Source organism: Flavobacterium rhizophilum, assembly GCF_046000485.1.
In the GTDB taxonomy this organism is placed as follows: domain Bacteria; phylum Bacteroidota; class Bacteroidia; order Flavobacteriales; family Flavobacteriaceae; genus Flavobacterium; species Flavobacterium rhizophilum.
Map to the genome: position 1 here is coordinate 301,928 of NZ_JBELQB010000005.1, position 18,703 is coordinate 320,630.

The following is an 18,703-nucleotide window of genomic DNA, read 5'->3' on the forward strand; positions in this document are numbered from 1 at the left end:
GTAAATTGCGGGTAACAAAACCAATCAGTCATGAAACAAAAGTTTATACTTATTACAGCTGCAGGTTGCCTGCTTTTTACTGCCTGTAAAAAAAACGAAGAAACTAAAGCTAAAACCTATCCCGAGCTTGAAAAAGCCGAATGGTTTTTAGGACAATGGGTAAATAAAAGCCCTGATGCCGAGTTTTCTGAAACATGGATAAAGGAAAACGATTCGGTTTACACGGGTGAATCTTATTTTATAAAGCATCGCAGTGATACCTTATTTGCCGAAACGATGAGGCTAACCGAAACCCACGGTAAACTTAATATGATTATTACCGTACCTAACCAAAATGACGGAAAACCAGTTAGTTTTGAAATGACATCGGCTAATGATACCTTACTTGTTTTTGAAAACCCGGCTCACGATTTCCCTACTAAAATCACGTATCGAAAAGTTAATAAGGATTCCCTTTTGGCAGAAATATCAGGATTGAAAGATGGAAAAACAACTTCACAAAAATTCCCGTTTAAAAGAAGATAATTAATCTCGTCTGTCATTTTGAGCGTAATGAAATGGAGTCAAAAAATCTCCAATTATACTTAATGTAAATACAAGAGATTCCTCACTCTGCTATACTGCGTTCAGAATGACAGACATTACTTTTTATACCTAAAATGAAGAAATAAAATAACACTATCTTTTCTTATTTTAGCAGTAAAACCTCAGCTAATGCACTATACCGAAGGAACCGACTTTAAAGGTATGGATTATACTGTTTCCAATATACCAAAAGGCGAATATGATAATTGCACTTTTACAGGCTGTAACTTTTCTGCCTGCGACCTAAGCAGTGTTGTATTTACCGATTGTGAGTTTACCGACTGTAACTTTAGTAATGCCAAGGTGCGTGGTACGGGTTTTAAAGAGGTGTTTTTTAAAGATTGTAAAATGACCGGACTCAACTTTAGCGTTGCCGATCCGTTTTTAATTGCAATGCATTTTACCGACTGCCAGTTAAACCTTACCTCCTTCTATCAGCTAAAGCTTAAAAAAGCATGCTTTACCAACTGTAACCTACAGGAAGCCGACCTGACAGAAACCGATTTTACTGAGGCATCATTTACCAACTGCGACTTTAAGCATGCCATATTTGAAAATACCATACTGGAAAAAGCCGATTTACGCTCAGCTGTAAACTACTCCATCGACCCGCAACAAAACCGTATAAAAAAAGCTAAATTCTCACTACCTGCCGTAACAGGACTATTGGACAGGTTTAATATTGTAATAGAATAAAAGCATAAATAACAAAGCCGCTTATTATAGCGGCTTTGATTTTTTAATTAGGCTATATTCCTAACAACCTTGAGAGAAACAAGCCTATCATAATAAAATATATCCTTGATAATATCTAAAGGTAAGTTCATTGTTTGAACAAAATCATCATCTGAATAAGATAATTCGTTTTTAAACAGATGATATCCATTTTTAAAACATTGGGGTTTATCTATATAAACATCTATTGGCTCTTTTTTATTATACCCATACCTTGACATCTCAATCCTAAAGTGTTTAAATCTATCATTGGAAATACATTCCAAATCTTTAGCTCTTCTTATTATAGATGCTATTGAAGTTAGCCAATAACTTTTTAAAACACCAAGATCATTCCATTTCAAACCTCTTAAAGAATTTTTAATATCACTACTAGGCATTAAAAATTCACTAGCAAATTCATTCGCTTCTTTTTCTTTAAACTTTTCATCTCTATATTCTGAGATGGGAAACTGAAAATCATTATGCATTAATAAATGACCTAGTTCATGAGCTATTGTAAACCTCTTTCTGTCATTTGGAAAATTACGATTGATTATAACTATCGGATATCCTTTATCTGTAAAAAAAGAAATCCCGTCAAATTTCTCAGGAATCTCCATTTCATAAATAATTACACCATTATTTTCTAATAAATTACAGATATCTTTCAAAGGTGCTCCTTTAGGAATTTTTAGAGCAGCCCTATTATAACCTGCTATATAAGCAGGAGAGTAACCTTCTTCAATATTTAGCTGTATAAAATTAAATTCTGGCCAATTTATGGACTCAGACATTTCATCTACTATGTAACCAAGTAGCTTACACTTATTTTCAAATTTTGTTATTTCAGCTTTTGAAACTGCTGATTTTTTTCGATAATGTGCATGAGTAATAGTGCTATTAATTTTTCTTTCAAAAAAACTCACAGGAAAATCTAAAAAATCAATTATCTTTTTCTGTAAATCTTCTGACAAATATCCTAATCCCTTCTCGAATTTAGATAAATTAGATTGAGACAAACCTTTAATTGAGTTAGCTAACTCTGTTTGAGAATAGCCTCTAAACTCACGCGCAAAAGTCAATTGTCTGTTGTTCATGTTATTATTTTAAGTTATAAGAATAACTCCAGAGGTAGAGTTATTAATTTATTGTACTTTTTTTATAGGGATAACATTTTTCAGTGTAGGTTGTGGACCAGCTGGTGGTGTCACAATATTTTTATCTTCTCTGTATAAATCATTCCCTAAATCTTTCTCTGTAATAGAAAATTTAATTTCCCCCTCATCAATGTAAATCAATTGGGGATTCACATAGGCATTCAATTTATCTTTCTGATAACCAAAATACAGAATAGGTTCATCATTATAATTACTTTCGGCAAATAAATCTAATGTTTGCTGTTGTGAAAGAATTGATTGAACATTCTGCGTTTTAATATTCATTGGATAACCTTTACCATCAAGTTTCTTAAATAGAATTAAGTAACCATCAGTTCTTAAAATAAGCCTTTTATATTTACCATAAAAAGTCCTTTCATTAAAATTAGCATGAAGATATTTCGCAAAATTACTTTGCATAATACCAGCTTCAAGAGCCTTTGACCTATACTCTGGAGGAAAGCCTAATAATAATGTTTGAGTTTCAGCTAAAGCTGAATGATAAGTTGAAAACAATAATCCAAGTTCCTTACCTAAATCATGTTTACAAGCTTCATAATTAGCAAGTGACCTTTTCCCTTGCATTCTTCTTGAAGAATTACTATCTTCGCCATGTAATAATTGTGCTTTCATAAGCGTCTATTTTTAAAGTACCTCTGGAGCACTAAATCGATCTCTGTTGCCGCAGAGATTTTTTTAGCAATACAAATATATAATTTTTTTTAAAAATTGTATATATTTTTTAAAAAAAATTGTAGTTTGTTTTGTAAGTTTTATACAAATATTTTTAGATAGTAATTGATTGAATTCTAATATTCAAAAATAAAAATTATAAATATTGATTTTAGTAATAAAAAAGTCCTGCAAAATGCAGGACTTCAATTTTATAGCGAACTAAACTTTTTACTTAGTTTTTAAGCGGAATATTCTCTACAATCTCCAGTACGAATTTCCAGTACTTTTGAGCCGATTTAATACTTGCTCTCTCATCAGGAGAGTGAGCTCCTTTAATGGTAGGACCAAATGAAATCATATCCATATCAGGGTAGTTAGTACCTAATATGCCACACTCTAAACCTGCGTGGCAAGCCACTACATTTGGTTTCTCGTTATTCTGTTTTTCGTATATCTCTTTTAATACTTCAAGTATAGGAGAGTTTACGTTTGGTGTCCAACCCGGGTAAGAACCAGAGAAGTTTACTTCGCAACCAAATAGTTCGAATGCCGAACGTAGTCCATTAGCTAAATCAAACTTAGAACTCTCTACAGACGAACGTGTTAAACATCCTATATGTATTTTACCATCCTTAACAATAACCCTTGCAATGTTATTTGAAGTCTCAACAAGGTCGGCCATATCAGCACTCATGCGGTACACTCCGTTATGAGCAGCATAAATGGCACGTATTAAACCTTCCTGTACGCCAAGCTCCATTACTTTAGCAGGAGTATCAGCCGATTTTTCAATCTTAATTTCAAGGTTAGGTTCGGTAGTTTTATATTCTGTTTTGATATCATTGATAACCTCCTGCATATCGAATACAAAAGCTTCATCAAAAATCTCAGAGATAATCACCTTTGCAAAACTCTCACGCGGAATTGCATTACGAAGACTCCCTCCGTTTATTTCAGCCACCTGAAGCCCGAAGTTCTCAAAGCTGTCAAATAACAGGCGGTTCATAATTTTATTAGCATTACCAAGTCCTTTATCGATGTCCATACCACTGTGACCACCGTTAAGTCCTTTTACGGTAATGGTATATCCTACAGAGTTTTCAGGAGTTTCCTCCTCGTTATACTCTCTTTCGGCAGTAACATCAATACCTCCGGCACATCCTATATCAATTTCGTCGTCCTCTTCGGTATCAAGGTTAAGCAGTATCTCACCGTCCAGTAGTCCGCCTTTAAGTCCCATTGCACCTGTCATACCTGTTTCCTCATCAATAGTAAACAGCGCTTCGATAGCAGGGTGCTTAATATCTGTACTTTCTAAAATTGCCATTATAGTGGCAACACCTAAACCGTTATCGGCACCAAGGGTTGTTCCTTTAGCTCTAACCCAGTCGCCATCCACATACATCTCAATACCCTGAGTATCAAAATCAAAATCAGTATCGGCATTTTTCTGGTGAACCATATCAAGGTGCGACTGCATCACTATGGTTTTGCGGTTTTCCATTCCCGGAGTAGCCGGTTTTTTAATAATAACGTTACCTACCTCGTCTTCAATAGTTTCCAGCCCAAGTTTAGCACCAAAATCTTTCATAAAGGCAATTACCCTTTCTTCTTTTTTAGAAGGCCTTGGTACGGCATTCAGGTCGGCAAATTTGTTCCAGAGCGCTTTAGGCTCAAGGTTTCTTACTTCCTGGCTCATTAATCGTGATATTTATCTTCTTAATAATTCGTTTTTCTGCACCGATTGATTATCGGTGCCACAAAGGTAAACAAATTACAACGATGTAGAGGTAGGCTATACACCTATTAACCAAAAGATATTACCGCAAGTAACGCTACCACGCTTATAGCTCCCCATAGCAATACACCCTGAATAAAAGGTTTTATTCCCACAGCCAGTAATACTTCCCTGCTTAACGAACTACCTATTAAAAATAAGGTGAGTGTCAGTCCTGCCTTTGCTGCTGTTACTATATAAGGACCTGTTAATTGTACAAGGGGAAAATAGTTATTGGCAAGCATGGCCAGTACAAACAGCCCTATGAAGTACGGAATTTTAACCTTAGCTTCTTTAGTTTTAAATGCCATTGCCGAAAGAAAAGCGACAGGTATTATCCAGAGGGCGCGAGCCAGTTTTACAGTAGTGGCTACCTCCAGTGCTTTTGCACCATAACTGCCCGCCGCACCAACTACCGAACTGGTATCGTGTATGGCAATGGCACTCCACAATCCAAACTGCTGTTCACTCAAATTAAGCAGATGCCCTATTGCCGGAAACAAAAACAGTGCAGCCGAATTTAGTATGAATACCACCCCCAGCGCTACAGATATTTGTTTTTCCCCGGCCTTTATAACAGGAGATATAGCTGCAATGGCACTACCTCCACAAATAGCTGTACCCGATGCTATAAGATAAGACGTTTTCCTGTCGGTTTTAAAAACTTTACCCAATGCAAATCCCAAGAGTAAAGTACCCGCTATGGAACAAACAGTGAATATAATTCCTTCACTACCGGCTTTAAGTGCACTATCTGCATTCATACCAAATCCCAGTCCCACTACCGATGCCTGTAGTAAATAATGGGTAGCCTTTGCACTCTGTTTTTTAAACGGGTTCCCTGCTGTCCATGCCAGTACTATACCTAACAGTAATGCTACCGGAGGACTACCCCACGGACTAAGGCAAAACAGTATGGCAATTACAAACAGTGGCTTACTTATATTTTGGAATATCATAACCTTTAATTATTTAACACAACAAAGCTCTGCTTAAATAAAAGGCTGAAGAAATCGTTTTTGGTAATGAGTTATTACCTAAAGTTATAATGGAGAGCAAAATCCATAAAAACCGACTGCAGTTGTTTTTCGTTGCCGTGCTTTTGGATAAAGAACAAATCCCTGTTTATACTAAGCCCTTTTATATCCATTATAGAAAAGCGTCCCTGCTTCAGTTCATTATAAACCGAATAGACCGAAAGAAAAGCCGCAGTATCACTATTGGCAATGTACTGTTTAATAGCCTCGGTGCTTTCCATACGCATTTCGATAGTTAGGTCAGAGAGTTTCACTTTATGTTTCGCCAACGCATCGGCAATTACATCGAGTGTCCCCGATCCGGGCTCGCGCATTAATAAAGGTAACTGTGTGAGTTCTGTTAGGGAAATGCTTTGCTTTTTAAGTAACTCATGTTTTTCCCTTACCACAAGCACCAGTTCATCTTTAAGGAAGGGGATGTATTTAAACGATGTGTTTTTAAAAGAACCTTCGGTAACGCCAAGGTCAATCTCGTCACGTTCCAGGGAAGCCTCTATATGTTCGGTATTATGAATATGTAGTTCGGGCTGTATATTAGGATATCGCTTTTTAAAAGTAGCCAAAACAGGCGGTAGTATATACTGTGCAATAGTAGTACTGGCACCTATCCTCAGTACACCTTCCTGCTTATTACCAAAACCTTTCATGTCCAGTTCCAAATCATGGTGCAGGGCAAAAAGTTTTTCGGTATGTTGCAGGAGCAGTTCTCCCGCCGGGGTAAGCTTAATTTTAGTACCGTTGCGTTCAAAAAGCATTACATTAAAATGCTTTTCTATTTCGTTTATATGTTTGGTTACGGCAGGTTGGGTTATATACAGTTCGGAAGCTGCTTTGGTAAAGCTCAGCCTTTTTGCCGTTGTATTAAAAACCTTTAGCCTAAAATCAAACATTATTCTTTTATAAAGTATTGGTTAACTATCTCCTTAACGCCTTTTTCGTTTACTTCCGCCAGCCATACATTTTGGGGTTGCAGGCAAATTACAGGAGCCTGTTTGCAGTTATCGGTACACTCCATTCGCACTATATCCACATCTTTTTTTAGCCCGGCCTCCTTGAGTTCCTCCTTAAAACATTTGCGTAACGATTTGTTGTAGCGGCCGCATTTTTTTCCGTCACACATAAAAATAACCTTTTCAGGAGCATCAATCTTTTTCATCGGGTTAACATTGTAACAGTTTATCAGTACAAAAATACTACTTATATTTACATCAGACAGATAATAAAACCAATGAAAAAAAAGATAATACTGAGTACCCTGCTTTTAGTCCAAATACTGATAGTTAACCTGTTATCTTTTTTCCCTGATTTTGTAGAGCGTTATTACAGTAATGGACTCTACCAATACATCTCTAAAGGTTCTCGTATATTTTTCGGGCTTTTCGGCTTTTCCATAGGCGATATTATTTATGGTATTGTTATTTTTTTCATTATCAGATGGATTTGGAAAACCCGAAAAACATGGCGACAGCAATACAAAAACAATATACTTACCGTACTAAGTTTTTGTTCGGTTTTCTACTTTTTGTTCTACCTGCTTTGGGCTACCAACTACCACAGGGTTCCCCTGAATGAAAAAATGGGCTTTGAAAAAAAATACACTGAGGAAGAACTTGTATCATTTACCGAACGTTTAATTACCAAGGCCAACCAAATGCACCTTCAAATTGTGAAGGACGACAGCACAAAAGTAGTTAACCCTTACACAGTACAGCAAATATATGGTATGGCTCTTAATGGCTATGAAAAACTGGCACAAACCTACCCTGATTTTACCTATAAAAGAGAAAGTGTAAAATCGTCTTTAATAAGTACGCCACTCTCCTATATGGGTTTTGGCGGATATCTTAACCCTTTTACCAATGAAGCTCAGGTAAACTACAACCTGCCGTTATACAACTATCCTACAACTACCTGCCATGAAATGTCACATCAGTTGGGGTATGCCAGTGAGAGTGAGGCTAATTTTATAGGTTATATGGCTTCTATATATAATACCGACCTTTACTTTAAATATTCGGGTTACGTATTTGCTTTAAAATACTGCATGAGGAATATAGAAAAACTAGACGAGGAAAAAGCCGAAAGCATGCTACCGTTAATTAATAAAGGCATACTGCTTAATTTTAAGGAAAGTCAGGAATTTAACGATCGTTACTCCTCGTTTATAGAAGTCATTTTTAAAGGTTTCTATGATAACTACCTGAAATTAAACCATCAAAAAGACGGACTTGAAACGTACAGTAAGTTTGTAGGCTACCTAGTTAACTACTACAAAGAAAAAGATTTATAACAAAGTGTAACAATTTTACATTTTGATATACAAATGGATTATGGGATCAGATTTAGAAAGGTCATTTGTCGAACAGTTACAGGAAAATCAAAACCTGATACACAAAATTTGCAGGCTCTACACAGATAGTGAAGATGCCCACAAAGACCTTTTTCAGGAGATCACCATACAACTCTGGAAAGCTTTTCCGCAATTTAGGGGCGATTCAAAATTTACCACATGGGCTTACCGCGTGGGGCTTAATACTGCCATTACCCTATACAGGAAAAAATCTAAAACCATAAACACTATAGAGTTTAACAGTACCATACACAAGGTAAACCAGGAAGAATACAATTATGAAGAGGAAGAACACATTAAGCTGCTTTACCAGGCGGTGCATCAGCTTAACGATATAGAAAAAGCCCTTGTATTTATGTACCTCGAAGACAAAGATTATGGAGAGATTGCCGAAACGCTGGGTATTAGCGAGGTAAATGCAAGGGTAAAAATGAACAGAATTAAAGGGAAACTGAAAAAAATATTAAATCCGTAATAAGGATATAAGATGGACGTATTAGATAAATTAAAAAACGACTGGAATAAAAACGGAGACCGTTATCCGAAGATTTCTGAGAATGAAATCTACGCCATGCTGCACAAAAGGTCTTCTTCCATTGTAAAGTGGATATTGCTTATCAGTATCATAGAGTTTGCGTTTTTCCTAACGCTTACATTTATGTTGAATGATACTCCAAGTGCAAAATCAATGGTAGAATATATAGGCACTTCATTGAATACGGTTTTCGGTTCTATAGATATGGGCATAAACCTCGTTTTTATGTATCTGTTTTATGTTAATTACAAAAAAATAACGAATACAGACACAGTGAAAAACCTGATGTCCAATATTTTAAAAACAAGAAAAATTGTATCACGATATATTTTTATTAAATTGGCCTACACAGTAGTAATGTCTTTAGTAGTACTATTGATACTGTATTACAACGACCCTGAATGGCTGGCCACTTTCCATGACCTTGAAGAGCACGGTAAAAGCGTACAGGCAACACTGCTTTATTTTGTAGGGGGTATTATTGGAGTATCACTTATAGTTACCGTATTATGGCTTTTCTATAAGTTAATTTATGGCCTGTTGCTTAAACGCCTTAATAAAAACTATCAGGAACTTAAAAAAATAGAGATTTAACATACAATGAAGAAGATTTTATTTGCCATTATTGCCTTATTTACCATTGGAGCCAGTGCACAAAAACTGGACAAATCATTACTTTGGAAAATAAGCGGCAATGGCATTAAACAACCTTCTTACCTATTTGGCACCATGCACATTACCTGCGATGCCACACTAGACAAAAACGTACTTACCGCTCTGGACAGTACCCGCCAGCTTTATCTTGAAATGGACATGGATGATCCTGCCCTGAAATCAGAGATGATGAAGGATATGATAATGAAAGATGGCAAGAAAATCAGTACTATGATAAAGGAAGAAGACTTTGCCGTACTCGATACTTTCTTTAAAAAAGAACTGGGCGTTTCCATTAAACTAATGGACAATCTTAAACCTGCCCTTATAAGCATGTCCCTTATCGCTAAAATGATAGACTGCCCTATGCAATCCTTTGAGGAAGAACTTATGAAAATTACCCATGAGCAGAAAGAGGAAGTTTTTGGGCTGGAAACCATTGAGGAACAAATGGCAATTTTTGACCAGGTACCCTATGAAACTCAGATAGAAGAACTGGTTAAGACTGCCAAAGACAATATGGAGCATGATAAAACCGAATTCCAAAAGTTAATGGAAGTATACAACTCCAAAGACCTGAATAAAATTATGAAAGTCATGAACGAGTCTGAAAATAAGATATATGGCGACAATAACGATATCTTATTAACCAACCGCAACAAAAACTGGATCCCGAAAATAGAAGAAATTGCTAAAACAACCCCTACCTTTTTTGCTGTTGGTGCTGCACACCTTGGCGGAAAAGAAGGCGTTATTATGCTTTTACGTAAAAAAGGCTATACTGTAGAGGCTGTTAAATAGTCATTATAAAATCTCTTTCTTAAAGATTTTCAGTAACATAAAAGCTATAAAAGTTGTACTGGCATTTTTTTTGATATTAATGCCTCAAAATTGCTCAAATAAACCAAACCATATTTCGTAACCTTATTGTTTAGGGATTGCCCTCCCTCTCAATTATTTTATGATACCAAAAAAAACCAACAACCTTATGAAACCAATTTTAACCTCAATACTTTTGACTTTCTCGGTGTTTCTCTATGCTCAGGATAAAACCGCAAACGACTCCATAAAAAAAATGGAAACCGAACTGGATGAAGTGGTACTGGAGAAAAAGAAAAAAGCAGTTGAGCGTCAGGCCGATCGTGTGATTTTTGACTTTTCCGAACAATCACATCTAAACTCAGGAATGCTTCTTGACGGACTAAAAAAACTACCGGGACTTATCGTTTCAGACGTTGCCGGAATGATGTACCAGGGTAAAGGACTACAGGTATACATGGATGGTCGTCCGCTTAATATTTACAGTCAGGATCTTACCGCATACCTTGAAGGTATACCGGGAAACACTATTGAAAAAGTAGAAATAATAACACATCCGGGAGCCGAGTTCCCTGCCACATCAGGCGGTGCGATTATCAATATTGTATCTTCAAAAAAATCCCAAAAATACCTTAGTGCTACCTACTCTAACGGATACAGCTATACCAACTACGATAATTCAAGACACCGATTTAATAACAGCCTTACTTTAAACTCGGGCAACAGCCTGTTTAACTGGCAGATAAATGCAGGGCAAAGCTACAATGAAAGCTATCAGTCAAGCGAGTTTTTTAGTCCTGATTATTTAATTTCCCGAAATTTAACCGACAGGAACAATCGTTACTACTACCTTAAAACAGGATTGAAGTTTGATTTTAAAATGGACAGGCTTCTTGTTAACTACGATATCACTACCAATAATAGTTCCTCTTACATCAATGCAGTAGGTGACGGTTTTGTATCGGACGATAAAGGGAAAACCAAAAACTTTTATAACGATGTAATGCTTACTTATCAAAAGCGTTTTGAAAACCCGTTTAAAAAACTGGATTTCCGTTTAAACTATAACAACAATAACGGAAACTTTGACCAGGATTCAAGGCTAAGTGATAACATTGTTTTGAATAATGACAGCGACCAAAATTTCTATCAGTTTAAAACTGACTATTCACAACAGTTGGAATTTTTAGATAAAACAAAAATCAGTGTAGGTGCGCTAGCCGATAAACTTGATTTTGAGGCCAAAAGTTTTGGTTCAACAAATCTTGATTATTCGCGTACCACATTAGGGGTTTATGCAGAAGGACATGCCAACTACAAAAACTTTGAGTTTATTGTAGGGAGCAGGCTGGAATCATATGACATTCATGGTACTGCCGGTAGTGATGACCTTGTACCATTTAAACAAACCCGATTTTTCCCTAACGCACTGGTACAGTATAATGTAATGCCACAAATACATGTAAATGCCAGTTATAACAAAAAAATAAGGCTGCCTAATACATCGGCGTTAAACCCTAATAATACAAGCTATCAAAACCCTAATCTTGGTTCGTTTGGTAACCCGTTCCTACAGCCTACCATTTATAACAATTACGAGCTGGAACTTAATGCATTTGAGTACTTTTTTATAAACTACTCCATCACCGATGCCAACAACCAAATTATAAACAGGGTAATTACTACTGATAACGGTGCTGCCACTACAAATGAAAACGTGGACAATGCAACCATATATAACTTTAACTTTGGTATACCTATACCTTACATGCTTTTTACAAAAGGCTTGAAGAAAACACTTGAGTTTGATTTTAACCCCGATGAGATTAACTTCCTTTTCATATATGTAGGAAATCAAAAAAACATAATACCGGGGCTTGATACCAAAAGCGTTTGGAACATTAACCTTACTTCACAAATTATACTACCTGCCAAGGTTAAGTTTACGGCTTCATATGGAACAACAAACACAGGTGGTTACTATAACTATTATATAGTTGATAAACCTCTTAACCAAAGGGTAGATTTAACTTTCTCTAAAAAGTTCCTGTCAGACAACCTTTCGGTATCACTATATGTAAACGACTTACTGAATACCGTTCACCAAAATCTTAGCATAGCACAAACCGACCTGCTATACAACAGCCGATATGACTCACGAAGGGTAGGTTTTTCACTGAGCTATAAAATACCAAGTAAAAACAAACAGGCTAAGGAAGAAGGCAATATTTTAAATAGTGTCCCTACTAATGATGAACAAAATACAATAGGTAACTAATAGTACAAAAAATGGTCAACTTATTAAACGAAGATGAGTTTGAAGTTAAATTAAAATGGCAGGATTTTAAAAAGTATTATGTTGCTATATTTTTACTTATTATGGCCTTAACACCTTTAATCTTTTTAATAAGGTGGCTTACGGATGTATCTGAAACGCTAAGAGACCTACTTATTTATATTACAGTTTTTATACCTTTTGCTGCCCTTATAATATTTCCTGTTTTTATGTTCAGGCGCTCTAAACGAGCTCCTTTACTAAACAGTAAGCTAATTGCTAAAAGCCTCATAATGCTAATTACCAGTTGGTTTTTTGGTGTAATATCTTTATATGGACTAATAGATTTTATAATAACTGTTAAACACAAACCTCCTTATCGCCTTTTTATAGACAAAATTCTCAGTTCACCTGCAGATATAACTGTTATTTATGTAATAATACTAGTCATCACTTTTTTAGTACTGTTCCCAATATCATTTCTACTCAACAAATACTTCCCCTGGGAGTCACCCAATAAAACCAAAAAAGAGGCTAAATAGCCTCTTTTTTGGTTATGTAAGTAAGTGGTTAATAATCCCACTGTCGTTTTTTATTCAGTTCTTCCTGTGCTTCCAACTCTTCGGCTGGTATTACCTTAAGGAAGGACGGATGCTGCTCTATGGCAAATTCAATTTTCTCTACAATTTCATCTATTGTTTCGTTTTCATAATCGATATCAAGCGGCTCTTTTATAATGAAGGACTGTAGTATGCCTTTCTTTTTCATTCTAAGCCCCTTTTTATCAAACGAACGTCTAAACCCGTCAATAACAATAGGTACTACAATAGGCTTGTGTTGCTTAATAATATGGGCCGTACCCTTACGGATAGGCTTAAACGGTTTTGTAGTTCCCTGTGGGAAGGTAATAACCCAACCGTCATCTAAGGCTATTTTGATATTCTCTGTATCGTTTGGATTAACATCACGCTTAATCTCCTCCCCCTTTGCCCTCCAGGTACGCTCTACCGTAATAGCACCGGCATAAGCAAGTATTCTTGGTAGTAAACCAGATTTCATGGTTTCCTTAGCCGCTACATAATATATATTAAGCTTAGGATTCCACAGGTAACCCACGTTTTTAATACTGTCTACCCTACCCTTAAGGCTGGCGTTAAACACATGGAACATAGCTACCACATCGGCAAAATAAGTTTGGTGATTAGATATAAAAAGAACATTGGTTTCCGGTAATGCTTTTATAATTTCCGATCCTTCTATCTGCAGCTCATTAAAACCTCTGTAGCGCCTGTGAGTCATTACGCCAAAAAGTCTTATAAGCCATCTTTTTAAAAATAATATATGTCCAAACGGATTTGTTTTAAATAAACCCATAGTTTTTTTCTAAAGTACGAACTGCAAAATTACAAAATCGTCAGCATTATAGTACTCTTTTTATAGTTTCTTTCAATTCGCTTAATATCATGGCGGTAGCTCCCCAAACAATATAGTCTTCAAACTTAAATGCCGGAACCATTATTTTTTGGGAATAAGATGTTTCCATTTCGGTGGTAATTACTATCGAATCGTCCAGAAAAATACTTAGCGGCAGTTCTATAAGTGCTGTAACTTCATCGGGGTTAGGGATAAAGTGTGGTGTTTCTGCAGTAAGGCCTAAAAACGGTTTTACCAGAAAATTACTGGGTGGTATATAAATTTCGGTAAACGGCATTACCACATCAATAGCCGAAGGTATAACCCCTACTTCCTCATAGGTTTCACGTAGGGCTGTTGCTTTAAGATCAGTATCCACAGGATCTACCTGACCTCCCGGAAACGATATTTGGGCAGAATGTACCCCAGGATATTCATTTCGGCGTATTAATATTAAGTGTGCCTCCTCCTGTTTTGGGTAAAACAGCATCATCACGGCACTTTGTTTCGGATTGTTATCTTTATAGTAATCAGGGTTTAACGAACTAATACGCTCTATAGGAGCCATTTTTGCGTGTGCATTAAAGGCTGGTAACTCCTGATTTATTATTTTTGGTACATAATTTAAAAAGTCTGTAAACTTCATCAGGCAATAATCTAATTTATTTAATAAAGATACTCCAAAAGGAGCACAATTAAAACTTATAAGCCATGTTTAGCAAAGCCGAATCACAACAGATGAAAAAAGAGTTTTGGACCGCATTTGCCGATGCATATCCGCGTAAATGGCTTTTGTACAATACCAAGATTAAAGATGTAACCTTTAAGTTTTTTGTAGATAACAAAAAAGCTCAGGTTATGCTGGATATAGAGCCTAAGGATGAAGAGAAACGCAAAATATACTTTGAGAAAATAGAGTCGTTAAAAAACATATTACTTGAAGAACATTTACCCGATGCCATTTTCGAAAGACATCATCACTTGGAAAACGGTAAGATTATAAGCCGTATTTGGGTAGAGAAAACCGGAATAAGCCTGCATAACAGAAACTCATGGAATGAGATATTTGATTTCTTTAATGAAAAAATGGGGGCGTTTGAACTGTTTTTCTATGAGTATGAAGACTATATAAAGGATCTGGAAATTAATACCTAATTGGGCTACCTAATAAGTGAAAAGTGTCCCCTGTGCTGCCTTCCGTCCTGTCTGGTTACAACAAACCAGTAATCTGTAGATGGTAGAGGATGCCCATTAAAAGTACCGTCCCATCCTTCATAATTAGGTCCGAAAGTAACCAGTAACTTACCGTAACGGTCGTAAATATCTATATGTAAATCAGGCTCTTTAAACGAAAATTTAATTCTCCATCGGTCATGATGCCCATCTCCGTTTGGCGTAAAATAATTAGGGTAATGTAGTAACGCAACTTCGTCGGTTTTAGAGCCGCAACCATTTTTATCCCTCACGTATATCTGGTAAATACCCGTTTCCAAATCATAAAAATGATTATCATCCTGATATGTTACACCATCTATAGAATACTCATAATCTCCTGTGCCCTGTGCCTGTACAGTAATCACATTTTCGTCATCGGTCCAGTCGTCAATAGTAACCTCCAGCATTGACGGCGCTTCAGACGGAATCACATCTACCGATGTAGTCCCCTCACAAAACCTGTCTCCATACGAACGTTCTACCGTAACACTATAAGTTCCCGGCTGTGAAACCGTTATTGTTCTTGTAGTCTCTCCTGTATTCCAAAGATAAGAGGCATAACCGCTTTCGGCCACAAGCTGTAACGTACTACCATTACAAATTACACCTGTAGTAGTAATAACAGGTTCAGGTATATCCCCTACAAATAATTTAAAGGAAGTGATATCATAGCAAAGATCTATCTGGTTGTGTTCTACCCTGGCATAAATATTTTGACCGTTAATAACGTTAGTATATAATGACGGAAGTGGATTAATTCCTGCCTCGGCATTTTGTTGTGTGGTATAATAAGTTATAGTATACAGGGAAGCCGATTGCTCTCCTAATAATCCCGCATTTTGCTGAGATAAATCGAATTCAAAAGTATTACCCGAACCTTGGGGTACACAAACAATCATATCACTTACATCATTTGCGGTAGCAATAGAAGGTAGTGACTGTACATTAAACGAACGAATAACAATATTACCACAGTTATCCTCCACCCTAAACGTATACTCACCTTCTGCAAGATTTGTAAATACAGGATCTGTTCCGTTATCAATTACAAAAGGAACACCGTTCATGTGGGTTATTCTTATTGAAGTAGGATATCCGGCTATATCAAGAAAAACATCATTAGGACTCCCTGCACATGCCAACGTATAAGCCCCGGCAATGGTTAGAATTTCGGTATAATTAAATTCTCCTAAAAGTTCCAGGCAACTTACATTTTCCTGACTTCCGTTACCAAAACCTTCGTGGTATTTGATAATCCTGAAATCTCCCGAATAATTTAAGTTGTTTACAGGTGTATTATTTTGTACCTGTAGTGAGTTTGAACTGTTTGGTATAGCACCATCTGTATAAACCACTCCTGTTTGCGGATGTCCCCACGTTTGTGTTGCCGGATCAAATCGCTGCAGCCAGTATTGAGCTCCCTGAGTGCCGTTACTATCATCAACAACCTTTACACTAAAACTACCACAAAGCGGAGTGAATTCAAAGGCGTCTGTTGGCGGATGATAGCCTTCTATTGTAATAGTAAGCGTTTTAGTAAGATCACAAACATCGGTACCCTGAAAAACATATTCACCTTCCGGTAAATTTGCCATAAACAAATCACCTACTGTGGTATCTATAAACTCAGTAACGTCATAAGGTAGTAGCTCACCAAAAGTAGCAGGCGCAGAAATAATTTGCATCGAACTAAGCGAACCATTACCACTACTAACAGATACACTGCCTATTCCTTCTTCACACGACGGAACAGTAGTACCTCCAAAATCCTGCTCTACAAATTCCGGCACTTCCACTTCTTCCTCATACTCATAACCACATTCGTCAATAAGATGAAGAGTATAGATGCCAAGCGGCATATTATTTAATGCCAAAACTCCCTGACTGGTAATATGATCACTTACATCTTCAGGTAAAGTTGCTTCATAAGTATCCGGAGCCGATATTATCTCGGCAAAAACAATCTCTAAATCCTCAATGCTGGCTCTTATTCTTCCAAAAAGGGAAAAACAGCCATTATTACGTCCTGTTAGCGAAGGGATATAAGGTTCAAATTCTACATTTAACTGAGTCGTAGCAGTACGCCCGCATTCATCTTCAACCATTACTTCATAAACACCAAATGGAACAGGGTTTTCTTCATCTCCATAAGCAACAGACGATTCTGTATAAGGTCCGCTTGGATTAGGGACAAAATCTGCCGGATCAAAACCATCCGGCGCATTTAAAAAAGTAACCGTATAAGACTCCATGAATTTGGAAACGTTAAGTACCAAAAACTTGTTGCCGCATATCCCTTTATAACTGGATAATACAGCGTCAATATCAGGTTCTACAAAATAAGGCTGAGATGTAACCGAATCGCCACAGCCGTTTGTAATTGTGATTTCATAGCTAACACCATCTACAAGGGGTAAAACTTCAGATACATCTATAGAACTTGGTGCACCACTATCATAAACCTGTGTGGTTGTAGTATCAGGTTCTCCCGGAACATGGATATTGTATTCAATAGTAACAGGATAAGATATAGAACCGGTTTCAAGTGATACCGTATTGCTAACAGTTATTGAATCACATGAATTGATAACAACATCAGGATAAAATGAAGCCGATATTTCAGGATCTAAATCAAGTACTTCCAACACATACGTTTTAACTTTCCCAATACCACAGGCATCAAAAGCTCTTACATTATAAGTACCTGCTGGTAAATTATGGAATTCGTTATCAGTTTGTAGCGGACGTGTTACCGGTCCCGATATGATTTCACACTCTGCCAACTCGCCCGAAAGTGCATTGACAATAATAGTTGCGCCATTGGAACATGATTCATCTGCCGAGGTTACTTCAATAGCAAAATCTACAATAAGGTTATTAATGGTTATATCCTGTTCTTGAGTATTAGACTCGTCATCGAGTGTTTGAGTAGCTATAACACGATACTCACCTGAAGTAAGACTACCAAGAGTGGTTTCTGTAATGACTGCTATGGGATTGTCTGTATCCGGAAGTAAATAAATGGTATAGAATACAGTTGCATCGGGGGTTAGGTTAGAAACTTCGAAAGTAAGGCTACCGTTCCCGAAACAGGTTTCATCTGTTTTTGTAACATTTAAATCAAAATCAGATAACTGGGCATTTACACTATTTGTAAATAACACCAAGGCGAATAATAAAAACTTAATCAACTTCATCTTCTGTTCAGCGTATATACTTATCCTTTTTTTAAGAGTAATTATTATGCATAAGGTAAAATGGTTGATTTACAGTTTGGTAGCACAAGTATATAATTATTTTTTAAATAACTGAATACTAAATCGTTATAAAGATAGAATTCATCGATAAACGGTTATCACTGTAGTTACTAAATAAATAACAGCTAAAAAATAATTTTCCCTACCACCAAACCTATATAAAACAAAAAACCCTATCCATTAAAGGATAGGGTTTTTAAAAGAAAGGCAGTGTCATACTCTCCCACAAATTGCAGT

General features: G+C 36.5%; 18 protein-coding genes. 9 read left to right on the forward strand and 9 right to left on the reverse strand.

The window, feature by feature from the left end:
- Positions 1-30 precede the first annotated feature (30 nt).
- Positions 31-525, forward strand: a complete 495-nt coding sequence (locus ABS768_RS08665) for a DUF6265 family protein (RefSeq protein ID WP_408074561.1) — start codon at positions 31-33, stop codon at positions 523-525.
- Positions 526-714: 189 nt separating this feature from the next.
- Entirely contained in the window at positions 715-1,281 is a 567-nt protein-coding gene (locus tag ABS768_RS08670) for a pentapeptide repeat-containing protein (RefSeq protein WP_408074562.1), read from the forward strand.
- A 47-nt stretch (positions 1,282-1,328) separates the two neighbouring features.
- On the opposite strand, the gene ABS768_RS08675 is transcribed toward ABS768_RS08670, so the two are convergent.
- The 6 genes from ABS768_RS08675 to ABS768_RS08700 all read right to left on the reverse strand — a co-directional run bounded on the left by ABS768_RS08675 (position 1,329) and on the right by ABS768_RS08700 (position 7,104).
- Positions 1,329-2,399: a helix-turn-helix domain-containing protein gene (locus ABS768_RS08675; protein ID WP_408074564.1), complete on the reverse strand. Its 1,071-nt coding sequence runs from the start codon at positions 2,397-2,399 to the stop codon at positions 1,329-1,331.
- A gap of 48 nt (positions 2,400-2,447) precedes the next feature.
- Complete coding sequence (locus ABS768_RS08680; protein ID WP_408074565.1) at positions 2,448-3,092, reverse strand: hypothetical protein; 645 nt, start codon at positions 3,090-3,092, stop codon at positions 2,448-2,450.
- Between the two features lie 274 nt (positions 3,093-3,366).
- Positions 3,367-4,833, reverse strand: coding sequence for an aminoacyl-histidine dipeptidase (locus ABS768_RS08685; protein WP_408074566.1), 1,467 nt, complete (start codon positions 4,831-4,833; stop codon positions 3,367-3,369).
- A 107-nt stretch (positions 4,834-4,940) separates the two neighbouring features.
- Entirely contained in the window at positions 4,941-5,870 is a 930-nt protein-coding gene (locus ABS768_RS08690) for a YeiH family protein (RefSeq protein WP_408074567.1), read from the reverse strand.
- A gap of 74 nt (positions 5,871-5,944) precedes the next feature.
- Entirely contained in the window at positions 5,945-6,838 is an 894-nt protein-coding gene (locus ABS768_RS08695; protein WP_408074569.1) for a LysR substrate-binding domain-containing protein, read from the reverse strand.
- A complete protein-coding gene (locus ABS768_RS08700; protein ID WP_035136059.1) occupies positions 6,838-7,104 on the reverse strand; it encodes a (2Fe-2S) ferredoxin domain-containing protein in 267 nt (88 codons plus the stop codon). Before ABS768_RS08700 ends, ABS768_RS08695 begins: the two co-directional genes overlap by 1 nt.
- Positions 7,105-7,176: 72 nt before the next feature.
- Here ABS768_RS08700 and ABS768_RS08705 point away from each other — a divergent pair, with 72 nt between their 5' ends.
- From ABS768_RS08705 to ABS768_RS08730, 6 genes are all read left to right on the forward strand, one after another.
- Positions 7,177-8,238, forward strand: a complete 1,062-nt coding sequence (locus ABS768_RS08705; RefSeq protein WP_408074570.1) for a DUF3810 domain-containing protein — start codon at positions 7,177-7,179, stop codon at positions 8,236-8,238.
- A gap of 40 nt (positions 8,239-8,278) precedes the next feature.
- Positions 8,279-8,773 carry an RNA polymerase sigma factor gene (locus ABS768_RS08710; RefSeq protein ID WP_035136061.1) on the forward strand — a complete coding sequence of 165 codons (495 nt, stop codon included), beginning with the start codon at positions 8,279-8,281 and terminating at the stop codon, positions 8,771-8,773.
- Between the two features lie 12 nt (positions 8,774-8,785).
- Positions 8,786-9,427: a hypothetical protein gene (locus ABS768_RS08715; RefSeq protein WP_408074572.1), complete on the forward strand. Its 642-nt coding sequence runs from the start codon at positions 8,786-8,788 to the stop codon at positions 9,425-9,427.
- Between the two features lie 6 nt (positions 9,428-9,433).
- On the forward strand, positions 9,434-10,288 hold the full coding sequence (locus ABS768_RS08720; RefSeq protein ID WP_408074574.1) for a TraB/GumN family protein: 855 nt from the start codon (positions 9,434-9,436) through the stop codon (positions 10,286-10,288).
- Positions 10,289-10,475: 187 nt separating this feature from the next.
- On the forward strand, positions 10,476-12,584 hold the full coding sequence (locus tag ABS768_RS08725; protein WP_408074575.1) for a TonB-dependent receptor domain-containing protein: 2,109 nt from the start codon (positions 10,476-10,478) through the stop codon (positions 12,582-12,584).
- An 11-nt stretch (positions 12,585-12,595) separates the two neighbouring features.
- A complete protein-coding gene (locus ABS768_RS08730) occupies positions 12,596-13,123 on the forward strand; it encodes a hypothetical protein (RefSeq protein ID WP_408074576.1) in 528 nt (175 codons plus the stop codon).
- A 28-nt stretch (positions 13,124-13,151) separates the two neighbouring features.
- Here ABS768_RS08730 and ABS768_RS08735 read toward each other — a convergent pair whose 3' ends face one another.
- Together ABS768_RS08735 and ABS768_RS08740 are read right to left on the reverse strand one after the other, a co-directional pair.
- On the reverse strand, positions 13,152-13,955 hold the full coding sequence (locus ABS768_RS08735; RefSeq protein WP_408074577.1) for a lysophospholipid acyltransferase family protein: 804 nt from the start codon (positions 13,953-13,955) through the stop codon (positions 13,152-13,154).
- 46 nt (positions 13,956-14,001) lie between these two features.
- The gene (locus tag ABS768_RS08740) at positions 14,002-14,640 is read right to left on the reverse strand and encodes an NUDIX hydrolase (protein ID WP_408074578.1); all 639 of its coding nucleotides are present in this window, start codon (positions 14,638-14,640) and stop codon (positions 14,002-14,004) included.
- Positions 14,641-14,705: 65 nt separating this feature from the next.
- Here ABS768_RS08740 and ABS768_RS08745 point away from each other — a divergent pair, with 65 nt between their 5' ends.
- On the forward strand, positions 14,706-15,149 hold the full coding sequence (locus ABS768_RS08745) for a DUF4268 domain-containing protein (RefSeq protein WP_408074580.1): 444 nt from the start codon (positions 14,706-14,708) through the stop codon (positions 15,147-15,149).
- A gap of 5 nt (positions 15,150-15,154) precedes the next feature.
- On the opposite strand, the gene ABS768_RS08750 is transcribed toward ABS768_RS08745, so the two are convergent.
- Positions 15,155-18,406 (reverse strand): T9SS type B sorting domain-containing protein, encoded by a 3,252-nt coding sequence (locus ABS768_RS08750; protein ID WP_408074582.1) that lies wholly within the window; start codon positions 18,404-18,406, stop codon positions 15,155-15,157.
- Positions 18,407-18,703: the final 297 nt, after the last annotated feature.

Bases quoted from the DNA above. Each gene is read 5' to 3' on its own strand.
- ABS768_RS08665 (WP_408074561.1), top strand. From the start codon at position 31: ATGAAACAAAAGTTTATACTTATTACAGCTGCAGGTTGCCTGCTTTTT.
- ABS768_RS08670 (WP_408074562.1), top strand. From the start codon at position 715: ATGCACTATACCGAAGGAACCGACTTTAAAGGTATGGATTATACTGTT.
- ABS768_RS08675 (WP_408074564.1), bottom strand. From the start codon at position 2,399: ATGAACAACAGACAATTGACTTTTGCGCGTGAGTTTAGAGGCTATTCT.
- ABS768_RS08680 (WP_408074565.1), bottom strand. From the start codon at position 3,092: ATGAAAGCACAATTATTACATGGCGAAGATAGTAATTCTTCAAGAAGA.
- ABS768_RS08685 (WP_408074566.1), bottom strand. From the start codon at position 4,833: ATGAGCCAGGAAGTAAGAAACCTTGAGCCTAAAGCGCTCTGGAACAAA.
- ABS768_RS08690 (WP_408074567.1), bottom strand. From the start codon at position 5,870: ATGATATTCCAAAATATAAGTAAGCCACTGTTTGTAATTGCCATACTG.
- ABS768_RS08695 (WP_408074569.1), bottom strand. From the start codon at position 6,838: ATGTTTGATTTTAGGCTAAAGGTTTTTAATACAACGGCAAAAAGGCTG.
- ABS768_RS08700 (WP_035136059.1), bottom strand. From the start codon at position 7,104: ATGAAAAAGATTGATGCTCCTGAAAAGGTTATTTTTATGTGTGACGGA.
- ABS768_RS08705 (WP_408074570.1), top strand. From the start codon at position 7,177: ATGAAAAAAAAGATAATACTGAGTACCCTGCTTTTAGTCCAAATACTG.
- ABS768_RS08710 (WP_035136061.1), top strand. From the start codon at position 8,279: ATGGGATCAGATTTAGAAAGGTCATTTGTCGAACAGTTACAGGAAAAT.
- ABS768_RS08715 (WP_408074572.1), top strand. From the start codon at position 8,786: ATGGACGTATTAGATAAATTAAAAAACGACTGGAATAAAAACGGAGAC.
- ABS768_RS08720 (WP_408074574.1), top strand. From the start codon at position 9,434: ATGAAGAAGATTTTATTTGCCATTATTGCCTTATTTACCATTGGAGCC.
- ABS768_RS08725 (WP_408074575.1), top strand. From the start codon at position 10,476: ATGAAACCAATTTTAACCTCAATACTTTTGACTTTCTCGGTGTTTCTC.
- ABS768_RS08730 (WP_408074576.1), top strand. From the start codon at position 12,596: ATGGTCAACTTATTAAACGAAGATGAGTTTGAAGTTAAATTAAAATGG.
- ABS768_RS08735 (WP_408074577.1), bottom strand. From the start codon at position 13,955: ATGGGTTTATTTAAAACAAATCCGTTTGGACATATATTATTTTTAAAA.
- ABS768_RS08740 (WP_408074578.1), bottom strand. From the start codon at position 14,640: ATGAAGTTTACAGACTTTTTAAATTATGTACCAAAAATAATAAATCAG.
- ABS768_RS08745 (WP_408074580.1), top strand. From the start codon at position 14,706: ATGTTTAGCAAAGCCGAATCACAACAGATGAAAAAAGAGTTTTGGACC.
- ABS768_RS08750 (WP_408074582.1), bottom strand. From the start codon at position 18,406: ATGAAGTTGATTAAGTTTTTATTATTCGCCTTGGTGTTATTTACAAAT.